Annotated in this window: 14 protein-coding genes; 6 read left to right on the top strand and 8 right to left on the bottom strand. The window is 33.8% G+C overall.

Annotated features, from left to right (window positions below; translation table 11 throughout):
• Positions 1-66: 66 nt before the first annotated feature.
• The 4 genes from ACRHOC_RS12040 (at position 67) to rpsU (ending at position 4,766) form a co-directional block, all read left to right on the top strand.
• Positions 67-771: a queuosine precursor transporter gene (locus ACRHOC_RS12040; RefSeq protein ID WP_431158898.1), complete on the top strand. Its 705-nt coding sequence runs from the start codon at positions 67-69 to the stop codon at positions 769-771.
• A gap of 91 nt (positions 772-862) precedes the next feature.
• The gene (locus tag ACRHOC_RS12035) at positions 863-3,523 is read left to right on the top strand and encodes an AsmA-like C-terminal region-containing protein (RefSeq protein WP_431158897.1); all 2,661 of its coding nucleotides are present in this window, start codon (positions 863-865) and stop codon (positions 3,521-3,523) included.
• 112 nt (positions 3,524-3,635) lie between these two features.
• The gene (locus tag ACRHOC_RS12030) at positions 3,636-4,499 is read left to right on the top strand and encodes a sigma-70 family RNA polymerase sigma factor (RefSeq protein WP_431158896.1); all 864 of its coding nucleotides are present in this window, start codon (positions 3,636-3,638) and stop codon (positions 4,497-4,499) included.
• A 72-nt stretch (positions 4,500-4,571) separates the two neighbouring features.
• Positions 4,572-4,766 (top strand): 30S ribosomal protein S21, encoded by a 195-nt coding sequence (gene rpsU, locus ACRHOC_RS12025; RefSeq protein WP_431158895.1) that lies wholly within the window; start codon positions 4,572-4,574, stop codon positions 4,764-4,766.
• Between the two features lie 142 nt (positions 4,767-4,908).
• Here rpsU and ACRHOC_RS12020 read toward each other — a convergent pair whose 3' ends face one another.
• Both ACRHOC_RS12020 and ACRHOC_RS12015 read right to left on the bottom strand, forming a co-directional pair.
• Positions 4,909-5,169, bottom strand: a complete 261-nt coding sequence (locus ACRHOC_RS12020; RefSeq protein WP_431158894.1) for a hypothetical protein — start codon at positions 5,167-5,169, stop codon at positions 4,909-4,911.
• Between the two features lie 91 nt (positions 5,170-5,260).
• Positions 5,261-6,052 (bottom strand): DUF2797 domain-containing protein, encoded by a 792-nt coding sequence (locus ACRHOC_RS12015; RefSeq protein ID WP_431158893.1) that lies wholly within the window; start codon positions 6,050-6,052, stop codon positions 5,261-5,263.
• 134 nt (positions 6,053-6,186) lie between these two features.
• On the opposite strand from ACRHOC_RS12015, the gene ACRHOC_RS12010 reads away from it, so the two are divergent.
• Positions 6,187-7,704 (top strand): GH3 auxin-responsive promoter family protein, encoded by a 1,518-nt coding sequence (locus ACRHOC_RS12010; protein WP_431158892.1) that lies wholly within the window; start codon positions 6,187-6,189, stop codon positions 7,702-7,704.
• 257 nt (positions 7,705-7,961) lie between these two features.
• Here the strand turns inward: ACRHOC_RS12010 and clpX are convergent, their stop codons facing one another.
• The 6 genes from clpX to ACRHOC_RS11980 form a co-directional block, all read right to left on the bottom strand.
• Complete coding sequence (gene clpX / locus ACRHOC_RS12005; RefSeq protein WP_431158891.1) at positions 7,962-9,191, bottom strand: ATP-dependent Clp protease ATP-binding subunit ClpX; 1,230 nt, start codon at positions 9,189-9,191, stop codon at positions 7,962-7,964.
• 46 nt (positions 9,192-9,237) lie between these two features.
• Positions 9,238-9,912, bottom strand: coding sequence for an ATP-dependent Clp endopeptidase proteolytic subunit ClpP (gene clpP, locus ACRHOC_RS12000; RefSeq protein ID WP_431158890.1), 675 nt, complete (start codon positions 9,910-9,912; stop codon positions 9,238-9,240).
• 85 nt (positions 9,913-9,997) lie between these two features.
• Entirely contained in the window at positions 9,998-11,320 is a 1,323-nt protein-coding gene (gene tig / locus ACRHOC_RS11995) for a trigger factor (protein ID WP_431158889.1), read from the bottom strand.
• Between the two features lie 79 nt (positions 11,321-11,399).
• Positions 11,400-11,747 (bottom strand): phage holin family protein, encoded by a 348-nt coding sequence (locus ACRHOC_RS11990; RefSeq protein ID WP_431158888.1) that lies wholly within the window; start codon positions 11,745-11,747, stop codon positions 11,400-11,402.
• A gap of 17 nt (positions 11,748-11,764) precedes the next feature.
• The gene (locus ACRHOC_RS11985; protein ID WP_431158887.1) at positions 11,765-12,529 is read right to left on the bottom strand and encodes an alpha/beta fold hydrolase; all 765 of its coding nucleotides are present in this window, start codon (positions 12,527-12,529) and stop codon (positions 11,765-11,767) included.
• On the bottom strand, positions 12,526-13,239 hold the full coding sequence (locus ACRHOC_RS11980) for a pyridoxine 5'-phosphate synthase (protein ID WP_431158886.1): 714 nt from the start codon (positions 13,237-13,239) through the stop codon (positions 12,526-12,528). The genes ACRHOC_RS11985 and ACRHOC_RS11980 overlap by 4 nt, the downstream gene beginning before the upstream one ends.
• A gap of 90 nt (positions 13,240-13,329) precedes the next feature.
• Here ACRHOC_RS11980 and ACRHOC_RS11975 point away from each other — a divergent pair, with 90 nt between their 5' ends.
• Positions 13,330-13,986 carry a CBS domain-containing protein gene (locus ACRHOC_RS11975; RefSeq protein ID WP_431158885.1) on the top strand — a complete coding sequence of 219 codons (657 nt, stop codon included), beginning with the start codon at positions 13,330-13,332 and terminating at the stop codon, positions 13,984-13,986.

The raw sequence follows: 13,986 nt of genomic DNA, 5'->3' as shown, positions 1-13,986 counted from the left end.
AAGCAAAATAACTAAAAGATATATTATTAGATTATCTTTGCGCCAACAATTTATTGACAATTTTAGATGCAGTTAAAAGACAAGCTATTAGCACAACGTGTTTACCTTTTTTTAGGAGCGCTTTTTATAACCTCGCTTGTTGTATCTAATTTAATTTTTCAAAAGTTTTTTTATTGGTACCCTGTAGATATTGAAATTTTTGGAAGTAAACTATTTGAAATATCTGTTGGTATTTTACCCTACCCAATCACCTTTTTGATAACCGATTTAATTAGTGAGATCTATGGCAAAAAACGTGCTAATGATGTCGTGATCGCAGGGATTTTTGCGTCTTTCTTTTCAATGCTAATTATCTATACTTCTAACGCAGTGCCTGCGACATCATGGTCACCAGTACAAGACGATATTTTCACAACTGTATTTGGTAGTACGGCTATTGCAGTATTTGCCAGTATGATGGCTTACTTGCTAGCCCAATTTGTAGATATTCAGATTTATCATTTCTGGAAGAATCTCACCAAAGGAAAACACCTTTGGCTAAGGAATAATTTCTCAACCTTCCTATCTCAATTCGTAGACACCGCAACAGTTCTTTTATTATTATGCAGTTTTGGAAAAATAGAGTGGGATAAGTTTATGGGACTTCTTGCGGCTGGATTTTTGTTCAAAGTCTTAATTGCTGTGATCGACACTCCTTTTCTATACCTAGGTGTCTATATATTTAGAAAGCGATTTAAGCTTAAGGTTAATGAAGAAATAAATCTTCTATAGGTATTACCATAATTAATTTCTTATTAAAGTTTGTTAAGGGCACAACTTTTGCCGTAAACAATTCGTATACTTCTATATAGACACTTACATTATGAAGAAAGCGCTAAAAATTATTGGCATTTTAATACTCTTATTTATTGCAATACTTATTACAATACCTTTTTTACTAGAATCTAAAATAGATACCATAGTACGGAATTATGTAAAGGAAAATTTAAATGCTGACTTAAGTTTTGATGATGTATCCTTAAGTTTAATAAGTAGTTTTCCAAAGGCCGAAGTAAATGTTGAAAATCTAAAAATCACAAATCGCTCACCGTTTAAAGACGAAACTTTAGCAACTGCAAAATCCATAGCGCTCGAAATGCCGATAAAACAACTATTTAGTGGCAATGATGAACCACTAACAGTTAACGAAATAATTGCTAATGACGTACTACTAACCATAATCAGTAACAAAAATGGTTCTGTAAACTACGATATCATCAAGGACCAAAACAATACTGAATCCAATATAAAAGACAAATCTAGTGGGTTTAGTTTTGACATTGAACATTATGAAATAAACAATAGTGCATTTACCTATATTGATGAAGCTACAAATACCGAGTTTCATGCGACAGAAATCAATCATTATGGTAATGGCATCTTCTCTGGTGAAATTTCTGAACTCGATACTAAAACTGAGGCAAAAATAAGTTTAGATATTGACAGCACGTCTTATCTGTCATCCAATACGATAAAATTAGATGCACTATTAGACCTAGATTTAGATCAAAATAAATACACATTTAAAGAAAATAAAGGCTTTATTAATGCCCTGCCTTTAGAGTTTGGAGGTTTTATTCAACTGGTTAACAATGGACAAGACTATGATATAAAATTTAAAAACCCAGAATCTTCATTTAAAGACTTCTTGGCCGTATTGCCAGAGGCCTATTCAAAAAATATCGAAAATGTAAATACCACTGGAAATTTTACAGTCAACGGTGTTATAAAAGGCCTACTTTCTGAAGAAACAATTCCAACTTTAGACATTAACATGACTTCGGACAATGCCTCTTTTAAATACCCTGATCTACCCAAAAGTGTCACTAATATTAAAATTGATGCCTCTATTAAAAACACAACAGGAAATGCAGATGATACTTACGTAGATATAAACAAATTCAATTTTAAAATTGATGAGGATGTATTTAAATCTGAAGCACATATAAAAAATCTAACGGGTAATATGCTGGTCAATGCCAATTTGGAGGGCATTCTAAACTTGGCTAACATCACTAAGGCTTATCCTGTTGCGTCAGAAAAACAACTCACAGGCGTATTAGAGGGAAAACTTAATACTGTTTTTGACATGAACGCCATTGAGACCAATGCTTATCAACGTATTAAAAACAACGGATCTGTAGATGTAAGTAACTTTGTGTTTTCTTCTGAGAATATTGTAAATCCTATTCAGATCAATAAGGCCAACATGACCTTTAAACCTGGTGTTGTGACGCTTAATAACTTTAATGCTCAGACAGGTAAAAGTGATCTCTATGCGACTGGACAAATAAACAATCTGCTAGGCTTTCTGCTAAGTGACAAAAAACTACAGGGTGATTTTAAAGTAACGTCAAACACCTTTGTTATTGAAGATTTTATGGTCGAAGACAAAACGGCAAGTGAAAATTCAAACAAAACAACTAAAGATTCCGAATCCTTAAAAATACCAGACTTTTTAGATTGCTCCATATACGCTAATGCACAAAATGTCATCTATGACAATCTAAATCTTAAAAATGTAAGTGGTAAGCTTAGCATAAAAGAGCAATCGGCCAATTTAAGTGAAATGACCACAAATCTTTTTGGTGGAAAATTAGGTATTAATGGAAGTGTTTCTACAAAATCTATTAGACCTGTTTTTGATATGCAATTGGCCATGCAACAATTTGATATATCACAATCCTTTAAAGAATTAGAAATGTTGAAGGTATTGGCTCCAATAGCAAAGGTAGTGGAAGGTAAATTAAACTCTACAGTATCAGTTAGTGGATTACTCGATGAAAATTTTGCACCAGATTTGGGTACAATTTCAGGTGATGCTCTGGCTGAGATCTTAACATCAAATATCAATGTTTCAAATAGCCCACTGTTATCAAACCTAGATAGTAAACTCGATTTTATTGACTTTAACGAACTACAAAAGGACATAAAGACAAAACTGGATTTTAAAGATGGACAAGTCGCTGTTAAACCTTTTACCATTAATTACAAGGATATTCCAATAGAAATATCTGGTTCACATGGATTTGATAAAAGCATGAATTACAATACTGTATTCCAAGTACCTGCCAAATATCTAGGTAGTGAAGTGAATCGTTTAATTGGTCAAATAAACGACCCACAGGTAAATAACATTTCTGTACCAGTTACAGCAAATGTAGGGGGAACTTTTTCGAAACCTGAGATTACAACAGATCTAACAAGTGGTATAACTCAACTAACAAAACAATTGATTGAGATCCAAAAACAAAAACTTATTGGAAGTGGTAAAGACAAACTCAATGATCTACTAGGTGGCTTTTTTAACGGTGATGATGCGTCCATAGAAAAGGACACTACAGCAACAAAAGTTGATTCTACAAAGTCTTCATCTCAAGCAAATAAAAATACTGATGGTGTCAAAACTATTTTAGGCACTTTGCTCGGAAATAAAAAATCTAAAAAGAATCAAAAAGTCCAAGATTCAACCAAAAATGAGTGATTTTTAATCATTTTCGTGCATTTTTTACTAAAATTTGTTAATAATTGCCCAATTTCTTGGAATTGTTAATTATATCCTTATGTTATGAGCTATTCATTTTTTAAAATAGTTTATGAGGCAATTAAAAATCACCAAGCAGGTAACCAATAGGGAAGACAAATCTTTAGACAAATACTTACAAGACATTAGTAAAATTCCATTGATAACTGCAGATGAAGAGGTAGAATTAGCGCAACGAATTAAAAAAGGTGATCAGGAAGCTCTAGATAAATTAACCACAGCCAATTTGAGATTTGTGGTATCTGTAGCAAAACAATACCAGAATCAGGGCTTAAAACTTCCGGACTTAATCAATGAAGGTAATGCTGGTTTAGTAAAAGCTGCAAAACGATTTGATGAAACTCGTGGCTTTAAATTTATTTCATACGCAGTTTGGTGGATAAGACAAGCCATTCTACAAGCTTTAGCGGAACAATCTAGAATAGTACGATTACCTTTAAATAAAATTGGTACTATAAACAAGATCAATAAGACCTATTCGCATTTAGAACAAATACACCAAAGACCACCAAATGCAGAAGAAATTGCTAGAGAATTAGATATTAGCACTAGAGAAGTAAAGCAATCTCTTAAAAATTCTGGTCGTCATTTATCTATGGATGCGCCATTAAAACAAGGTGAAGATTTTAGTCTTTATGATGTGGTAAGTGCTAGCGAATCTCCAAACCCTGACAAGGCACTAATGAAAGACTCGTTAAACATTGAGATTGAACGTGCTTTAGATACATTAACACAAAAGGAAAGTGATATTATAAGGCTTAATTTTGGCATTGGTGATCAACCAGCAATGACCTTAGAAGAGATAGGCAGTATCTACGATTTAACTAGAGAACGTGTTAGGCAAATACGTGAGAAAGGAATCCGAAGATTAAGACATGCAAGCAAAAGTAAAATATTAAAGACCTATTTAGGATAATTAATTTTTTATTTTCAATAAGTTAGACTATATTTGCCGTCCATTTGAGAAAAATATAAAAGAGGTTATTAGATGATCAAAATTGAAATCAAAGAAGGAGAGAATATAGAAAGAGCGCTTAAACGTTATAAGCGTAAGCATAGAAACGTTCAAATTATGCAAAATTTGAAGGAGTCTCGTTATTTTACTAAACCTTCAGTAAAAAGAAGAAGAGAAATCCAAAAGGCACAATATATTCAGACTTTAAGAGATCAGGAAAATATATAACCTATCTTTATAAAAAATTAAAAGAGCAACATAATGTTGCTCTTTTTTTTGTCAAGAATTTGCTCAAACCTGAGATTTTGACGCCTTAATCATAGCAATGTTGAAGCTATGTTTCGTAAAGGATTTCTACATGATGGCTAATTTACAGCCCCAATTTTTCTTTTTCATTCTCTGCCATTACTTCTAAAGGTTCAATAGGTCTATCCTCATAAAAGTGATCAAAAGTTTTGTCTGTAGAATAGTCGTCTGTAAGTACTTTATACACCAATATGACTAAAAAAATCTGACCAATAACAGTGAGATAAAAAACCCAACCATAAGGAAAATCCATGGCAGACATTATCGTAATTGTAATTAAAATAAGTGTAGTAATTGCTATATAAACAAAGGGAGAAACTTTCATTATTTAAATTTTGTTTAAAGTTATTGGTTTTTTATTAAACAAAATAAATTTTAACGCAATGCTAACACCTTCAAACCCATAAAAATCAACCTTATACGCTTAGCTCAACAACTAATCCTTCGTTTGCTCTAACATTAAAAACGGTATCGTCTTCAAAAATTAAATACTGCCCTTTTATACCTTTTAGAAGTCCGGTATAAGAATCTACCTTACTTAAGTTTAGACTCTTAGGCTTAATAGGATAATGCTCAACTGGGAACTCAATATTAGTCTCAGAATTATGCTCTATGTAATAGGATAATACCTCGTCTGGAATATAAGATTTCAACTTATCGCGCCAGGCTATTAAATCCTCATCCTTTACGTCATTTTTAAGCATGTTGCGCCAGTTGGTTTTATCAGATACATGATCTTTTAACGCAACTTCGGTAATACCAGCAAGATATCTATTTGGAACCTCAACAATTTCAATAGCTTCATGAGCACCTTGATCAATCCAACGTGTTGGTACCTGACTCTTTCGAGTTACACCAACTTTTACATTACTTGAATTAGCCAAATACACAATATGAGGTTGTAATTGTACTCTTTTTTCATATTCTAAATCCCGATCTTCTTGACCCAAATGTGCCTTACTTAATTCTGGCCTCATAATCCAATCTCCAGCTACTGGTTGTTCAAAAAAGCACGACCTACAGAATCCTTGCCTAAATATTGGCCTATCGAGTCCGCAACTGAGACATTGATGACCCACAAGTTTTAAACCAATTTCTTTATTTAAAAGCTGATTCATATGTATAAAGTCGTTTTCAAATACTAAATAGTATTGAATTGGCTCTAAAAATTCGGTTTGCATTTTAGTGAGTACGCCCTTGTATATCATAAAAGAAATTTAGTATTTTTAGCATTGAAGACTCTAGATAATTAGCTATTAAGAGCTCCTAAATGAGAAGATTTAATCAACAACTGGTCTAACAATGAATTAAATCTCGCTTAGCGAGTAAAGATAACCAATCCATGCCAATTCCTATTGTAAATTCTATTGCTTCATGGTTTTTAAAAAAGCGATTTCATCAGATTGAGCTCTTTTTAAAATATCCTAATGAAGTACAAAACGAATTACTTCTCAGCTTAATTAAACATGCAAAAGATACCGAGATTGGCAAACAATATGACTTTGCTAGTATTAAGTCTTATGAAGCTTACAAGGAGCGTGTCCCTATTGTTAATTACGAACAAATCCAGCCTTTAATTGAACGTTCGCGTCAAGGCGAACAAAATATTTTTTGGCCAAAACCGATTAAATGGTTTGCCAAATCTAGTGGTACCACCAATGCTAAAAGTAAGTTTATTCCGGTAAGTAATGAATCTTTAGAAGATTGCCACTATGCTGCAAGTAAGGATCTTCTTTGCATGTATCTTAATAATAATGAAGACGCTCAATTATTTACTGGTAAAAGTTTACGTCTAGGCGGTAGTAAAGAACTCTATAAAGAAAACGGAACCGTCTTCGGTGATTTAAGTGCCATTTTAATTGATAATATGCCATTTTGGGCAGAATTCAGTAGCACACCAAGTAGTAAAGTCTCTTTAATGAGCGAATGGGAAACCAAGATGGCTGCAATAGTTGAAGAAACCATCAATGAAAATGTAACCAGCCTTGCAGGTGTTCCTTCATGGATGCTCGTCTTATTAAACAATGTATTAGAACATACAGGTAAAGACAATTTATTTGACATTTGGCCAAATCTAGAGGTATACTTCCATGGTGGTGTTAGTTTCAATCCTTACATAGAGCAATACCGAGCCATATTGCCTTCTAAAAAATTTAAATTCTATGAAATCTACAATGCTTCAGAAGGATTCTTTGCGATTCAAGATCGCAACTATACAGGTGACCTTCTATTAATGTTAGATTATGGTATTTTCTACGAATTTATTCCTATGGATGGCTACGGTACAGATAACCAAAAGGTAATTCCACTTAGTGAAGTTGAACTCAACACTAATTATGCTCTTGTTATTACAACAAATGCAGGCTTATGGCGCTATCGTATTGGCGACACTATAAGATTTGTAAGCCTAAATCCGCATCGCATTAAAGTTTCTGGACGAACAAAACACCACATCAATGCTTTTGGTGAGGAATTAATCATCGAAAATGCCGAAGATGCGCTCAAAAAAGTATGTAAACGTACCAATGCAGAAATTGTAGAGTATTCTGCTGCACCTATTTTTATGAAGGGTAAAGAAAAAGGTGCACATGAGTGGATTATTGAGTTTAAGACACCACCTGATAACATGTCTTACTTTGAAGAGTTATTTGATAATGCGTTAAAAGCACTTAATTCTGATTACGAAGCCAAGCGTTATAATAATATGACTCTCAACAAGCCTACCATTCACAGTGCAAGACCAAATCTTTTTTATGACTGGTTAAAAGTAAATGACAAATTAGGTGGACAACATAAGGTCCCTAGATTATCAAATTCTAGAGAATATATAGAAGAACTTCTCAAACTTAATCACCAATAACTCTATATAAGCCATTTATCGTAAAAAATGGCACCAAAATTTAATACATCGAGAAATGCTTTTCTTTTAACCAATAATTTTAGGTTAAGACCTTCATAAAGAACCAAGATTATATATTCGTACCAGAGAAATAAAAAATATGTTATCTCTTCAACAGAACAATATTGTACGCAATATTATTAATCAATCCTAACTAATATAAAAAACCACAACATCTCAAGAGATATTGTGGTTTCTTTTTTATAGCTGTGACTCAATTACGACACTGCTTTCAATTTCTTTAAAGTTGATTTTGACAACCTATCTTCTGCATAAGCTTTGGTAACATTAAGTTTGGTCTCACCAGAACCTGGTAAATCAAACATCGCTTCGGTTAAAATTTCCTCACAAAGCGAACGTAAACCTCTTGCGCCTAATTTATACTCAATTGCCTTTTCAACAATATAATTTAAAGCACCTTCTGTGATTGAGAACTCTACCTCGTCCATTGCAAACAGTTTCTTATACTGTTTTATAATTGCATTTTTAGGCTCTGTAAGGATTGCCCTTAATGTATTCGCATCAAGTGGATCCATATGAGTTAATACAGGTAAACGTCCTATAATTTCTGGAATGAGTCCAAAATCTTTAAGGTCTTTTGGGATGATATATTGTAGTATATTGTCATTATCTACAGTATCTGCATTTATAGAACTATACCCAATAGCTTGCATATTTAAACGCTTAGTTATTACACGCTCAATACCATCAAAAGCACCACCAGCAATAAATAATATATGCTCTGTGTTGACCTCAATAAATTTTTGATCTGGGTGCTTACGACCGCCTTTAGGTGGTACATTAACAACCGTGCCTTCCAACAGTTTTAATAAAGCCTGTTGCACACCTTCTCCGGAAACATCACGTGTTATAGAAGGGTTATCACTTTTACGCGCAATCTTATCTATTTCATCAATAAATACAATACCACGTTGTGCCTTATCTAAATTATAATCAGCTGCTTGGAGTAATCGCGTTAAGATACTTTCAACATCCTCTCCAACATAACCAGCTTCAGTCAAAACCGTAGCATCAACAATAGCTAAAGGAACGTTTAACATTCTTGCAATAGTCTTGGCCATTAACGTTTTACCAGTACCTGTCTGACCCACCATGATGATGTTACTTTTCTGTATCTCTATATCATCATCACTAGGAGGCTGTAATAATCTCTTATAGTGGTTATATACTGCTACAGACATTACACGTTTGGTATACTCCTGCCCAATGATATATTCATCTAGAAAGGCTTTTATCTCTTTAGGCTTTCTAAGCATTAACTCAGCACTTAACTCTGAGCTACCGCTTTGCTTTGATTCCTCGATAACAATACCATGTGCTTGCTCAATACAGCGATCACAAATATGGGCATCTAATCCAGCTATAAGCAGATTTGTTTCAGGCTTTTTTCTACCGCAAAACGAACATTCTAATTCTTCCTTTGCCATAATATTAATTATAGTTAGTAGTAGTAGTAGTCGTAATTAATTACGTCTACTTGCGTTCTAGTACCTCATCAATCATTCCATAATCTAATGCTTCACTAGATTTCATCCAATAATCCCTGTCTGAGTCTTTTTCGACTTGCTCATAAGGCTTACCGGAATGATTTGAAATGATGGTGTATAGTTCTTCTTTCACCTTTATGGTCTCTCTCACTGCAATTTCCATATCAGAAACTTGTCCTTGTGTCCCACTCATTGGCTGATGAATCATTACTCTTGAGTGCTTTAAAGCCGAACGTTTCCCTTTCTGACCCGCACATAAAAGTACAGCGGCCATAGACGCAGCAATTCCTGTACATATCGTAGCGACATCAGGTTTTATAAATTGCATGGTGTCATAGATTCCTAAACCTGCATAGACACTTCCACCTGGTGAATTGATATAAATTTGAACATCCTTTGAAGCATCAACACTTTGTAAAAACAGTAATTGAGCCTGGATGATATTGGCAACCTGATCGTTAACACCAGTACCAAGGAAAATGATTCTATCCATCATCAATCGAGAAAAGACATCCATTGCAACTGCATTCATCTGTCTTTCTTCAATGATATTAGGCGTTAAATTAGTAGGATACATGCTAGTGATAATTTTATCATAGTATGTACTACTTATTCCTTGATCCTTTATTGCGAACTTTTCAAATTCTTTACCGTAGTTCATATATTTTTATTTGTTTTTTGATTAAAAAAAAAGCGTAAAACCTTTCAGTTTTACGCCTTAAAGATACTAATATTTTTAAAGATACTTATCCGTAAAACTCTTTAACGAAATCATCATAAGTGATTTCCTTGGTCTTAAGGTTAGCTTCTTTTTTATAGAGTTCTAATAATTTTTGACTCATTAATTGCTCAGATAGTCGTTTTACCTCATCTTGATTTGATAAAATTCTAGCCGCAATATCCTCTAATTCCTTTTCTGTTGGGTTCATTTGTCCAAACTGTGCCATCTGACCTTTAATCATTTCCATGGAATAATCTTTTAAGTCCTCAAACTGCACTTGTAGATTATGCTCTTGGATTAATTTTCCTTCTATCAGTTGGTAGCGCATGCTCTTTTCAGACTTTTCATACTCCTCTTTGGCTTGCTCCTCAGATAATGGCTCTTCACCAGCAGTTTGCATCCACTTTTGAAGGAATGTTGCTGGAAGGTCAAATTTTGTGCTTTCTACAAGATACTCAGTAACATCATTTAGAAGTTTTTGATCACCTTGTTGCGCAAATTGCTTTTCAGAATCTGTCTTAATCTTTTCTTTTAATTCAGTAACCGTAGTCACAACTTTAGGGCCGAATAACTTGTCGAATAATTCTTGATCTAAGTCTGCTAACTCTCTTGTATTGATTTCGCTTACTTCAAAATCTACATTTACATTTAAGTCGTGAGCATCGTCATGAGACACCTTTAAAAAGGTCATAAGATCATGATCATCGTTAAATAACCCTTTAGTTTTTAAGGTTATAACATCACCAACCTTAGCTCCAATAAACTTCTTAGGATTGGTTTTTCCCTTTAACTTATCTAATGTTATTGTTGCAACATTTTCGATACCAGCCTCTTCATTAGTAAACTTACCAGTGATTTCAGATTCCTTAGAGATCTCTGTTTCAGAAACTAATTTCCCATATTGTTTTTGAATATGCTCAACTTGGTTGTTGATCATTTTGTCATCAGCTACAATATTATATTGTGTAATCGCTTTTTTGCTTTTTAACTTTACGTCGAATTCTGGAGCTAATCCAAGCTCAAACTCAAATGAAAAAGCATCTGAGTCCCAATCTAAATCATCTTGTGGCTTAGGAAGCGGATTTCCTAATACATCTAATTTCTCCTCAACCAAATATTTACCAATGGCATCTTGCAACAGTTTATTAACTTCATCTACCAATACAGCTTTTCCATATTGCTTCTTTACCAAACTCATCGGAACATGTCCTTTTCTGAAGCCTGGAATATTTGCAGATTTACGGTAATCTGCTAATATTTTTTCAACTTTGTCACTGTAGTCCTCCTTGGCAATATCTACCTTCACTACTGCATTAAGCTCGTCAATGTTTTCTCTTGTAATATTCATTATAATTGAAAATAAAATTGGGCTGCAAAAATACAATATTTTTTACAACCCAACAATACTTTAACCGTTTGAATTTTAGCTATTTCTTCTTCTCTTTAAATATAGAATATAGTACTGATTGTAAGATGCACAATAACACACTGAAAAGCAATGCCGTCCAAAAACTAGAGACTGCAAATCCATCGATTAATTTATCTGCTAAGAGTATGATTAATGCATTAATTACCAAGAGAAACAAACCTAAGGTCATAATCGTTACAGGCAAGGTCAATAGAATAAGTAATGGCTTCACCAATAGATTTAAAACACCCAATACGATTGCTACAATGAGCGCACCGATGTAACCATTTACCGTTACACCATCTAAAACATAGGCTAGTATAAAAACAGCCAATGCATTTAATAAAAGTCTAATTATTAGATTCATAATGATTGAATTTGAACCTAAGTTATAAAATTTGAAACAGCAACATAAAATTCCTGTGGATTTTCTGCATGAAGCCAATGCCCTGCATTACTAATAGTAATAATTTCAGACTTTGGAAATTGTCTGTTAATTAACGGCTCATCGTTCTCCATAATGTATTCTGAACGATCTCCTCTTAAAAACAAAGTGTCTTTTTCGAATATGGCATGTATAGGTAAAGCTTCGCCAACCTCCGAGACATTCTCCCTCAAAACTTCTAGATTAAGCCGTAGACCTAATTGTCCTTTCTGTACCCAATATAAATTCTTAAGTAAAAACTGTCTTACTCCAACGCTTGGAACATACTCTTCTAGTACCTGATCAGCCTCAAGTCTCGTTTTCACAAAGTCAAAATCGAGCTGACTTAAACCATTAAGAATAGTCTCATGATGTACAGGATAATATCTTGGTGAAATATCCGCCACTATTAATTTCTTTACATATTCTGGATATAAAGCAGAAAACAACATCGCTGTTTTCCCTCCCATAGAATGCCCTAAAAGAACAATATCTGTGAGATTGTTTTCATCACAGTAACTCTTTAAATCGTTCGCCATTAATTCATAGTCAAATTCTTCAGAATGAAAACTGCGCCCATGATTCCTTTGATCTACAAGATGAACTTGGTAATCTAACTTCGAAAAATGCCGAGCAAGGGTTTTCCAGTTATCACCCATCCCAAGAAACCCATGAAGAATTATGAAAGGTTTTCCCTCTCCAATAATGTTAGAGTGCAAGATCATTTTAATCTATGTAAGTACATTTGAACCACATTTTCAATACCAAGATAAAGGCTTTCAGATATGAGCGCATGGCCAATAGACACCTCTAATAAACCTGTTATGTTCTCTTTAAAAAACTTGATATTATCAAGCGAAAGGTCATGTCCTGCATTAATACCCAACTGTAATGTATTAGCCAAACCAGCACATTCCATATATGGTGTTATTCCATCTTTATTACCCTGCTTATAGTCATGCGCATAAGCTTCGGTATAAAGCTCAATTCTATCCGAACCTGTTTCTTTTGCACCTTCTATTTGATGTAAATCCGCATCAACAAATATGGAGGTCCTAATACCATTATCCTTAAACTCTTTGATTACTTCTTTTAAAAACGCTTTATGTTTTATGGTATCCCAACCTGCATTTGAGGTTATAGCATCTACAGCATCTGGCACCAATGTAACTTGAGTAGGTTTAATATCTAAAACCAAATCGATGAACTTAGGTATGGGATTTCCTTCGATATTATATTCTGTGTGCACAACAGATTTTAAATCATAGGCATCTTGATATCTTATATGACGCTCGTCTGGCCTTGGGTGAATAGTCACCCCTTGAGCTCCAAATCTTTGCACATCCTTTGCAAACTCTACAACATTTGGAAGATCGCCACCTCTACTATTTCTTAGCGTAGCAATCTTATTTATATTAACACTTAATTTTGTCATTTCCGGCAATTTTGAACGACAAAAATACAAAGTATAACACGCTTTTTATGGTTATTTTTAATTAATTTGCAAGCGCGTAAAAAGGCAAAAATGCAATTACAAGAGTACATAATTAATGATATTAAACCACTCAGTATTACTGATAAAATAAGTGATTTACAATTACTGTTTAATCAGTTGACTTACTCTCATATTCCAATTGAAAAAGATGGCATCTATATGGGTTGTATTTCTGAAACGGATGCACATTGTTTTGATGGCGCCAATTCAATCAGTGAGTGTAATTATGCGGTTGAAGGATTTTTTGTTCGCGAAACAACAAATTGGCTTGACGTACTCGAAGCTTTTGCTCAAAATGATGCCAATATTATGCCTGTTCTAAGCAAAGACAATCAATATCTTGGCTACTATGAGCTCAATGATATTATCCATTTGTTTAATGAAACACCCTTTTTCTCAGAACCAGGAGGAATTCTAATTGTGGAAAAAGGCATACATGACTATTCGTTTAGTGAGATAAGCCAAATTGTTGAATCTAATGATGCTAAATTACTAGGTGCTTTCATCTCTAAGATGGATGGTGACCTTGTAAAGATTACATTAAAGATTGCAAATGCAAGCCTTAATGAAGTCATCCAAACCTTTAGACGATACAGCTATAATATTATCTCAGGCCATGAAGACGATTCTTATCTCGAAGGACTTAGGGAAAGATCTCAATATCTTGATAAATACCTTAATATGTAA

This window comes from Winogradskyella poriferorum (assembly GCF_050618035.1).
Lineage (GTDB): Bacteria > Bacteroidota > Bacteroidia > Flavobacteriales > Flavobacteriaceae > Winogradskyella > Winogradskyella poriferorum_A.
Note: the sequence above shows the minus strand (reverse complement) of the source record. Positions and strands in the feature narration are given on the sequence as shown.

Excerpts from the sequence above, each read along its gene's own strand:
- ACRHOC_RS12015 (WP_431158893.1), bottom strand. The coding sequence starts at position 6,052 with ATGATATACAAGGGCGTACTCACTAAAATGCAAACCGAATTTTTAGAG.
- ACRHOC_RS11990 (WP_431158888.1), bottom strand. The coding sequence starts at position 11,747 with ATGAATCTAATAATTAGACTTTTATTAAATGCATTGGCTGTTTTTATA.
- ACRHOC_RS12010 (WP_431158892.1), top strand. The coding sequence starts at position 6,187 with ATGCCAATTCCTATTGTAAATTCTATTGCTTCATGGTTTTTAAAAAAG.
- ACRHOC_RS11985 (WP_431158887.1), bottom strand. The coding sequence starts at position 12,529 with ATGATCTTGCACTCTAACATTATTGGAGAGGGAAAACCTTTCATAATT.
- ACRHOC_RS12030 (WP_431158896.1), top strand. The coding sequence starts at position 3,636 with ATGAGGCAATTAAAAATCACCAAGCAGGTAACCAATAGGGAAGACAAA.
- ACRHOC_RS11975 (WP_431158885.1), top strand. The coding sequence starts at position 13,330 with ATGCAATTACAAGAGTACATAATTAATGATATTAAACCACTCAGTATT.
- clpX (WP_431158891.1), bottom strand. The coding sequence starts at position 9,191 with ATGGCAAAGGAAGAATTAGAATGTTCGTTTTGCGGTAGAAAAAAGCCT.
- ACRHOC_RS11980 (WP_431158886.1), bottom strand. The coding sequence starts at position 13,239 with ATGACAAAATTAAGTGTTAATATAAATAAGATTGCTACGCTAAGAAAT.
- clpP (WP_431158890.1), bottom strand. The coding sequence starts at position 9,912 with ATGAACTACGGTAAAGAATTTGAAAAGTTCGCAATAAAGGATCAAGGA.
- ACRHOC_RS12035 (WP_431158897.1), top strand. The coding sequence starts at position 863 with ATGAAGAAAGCGCTAAAAATTATTGGCATTTTAATACTCTTATTTATT.
- rpsU (WP_431158895.1), top strand. The coding sequence starts at position 4,572 with ATGATCAAAATTGAAATCAAAGAAGGAGAGAATATAGAAAGAGCGCTT.
- tig (WP_431158889.1), bottom strand. The coding sequence starts at position 11,320 with ATGAATATTACAAGAGAAAACATTGACGAGCTTAATGCAGTAGTGAAG.
- ACRHOC_RS12020 (WP_431158894.1), bottom strand. The coding sequence starts at position 5,169 with ATGAAAGTTTCTCCCTTTGTTTATATAGCAATTACTACACTTATTTTA.
- ACRHOC_RS12040 (WP_431158898.1), top strand. The coding sequence starts at position 67 with ATGCAGTTAAAAGACAAGCTATTAGCACAACGTGTTTACCTTTTTTTA.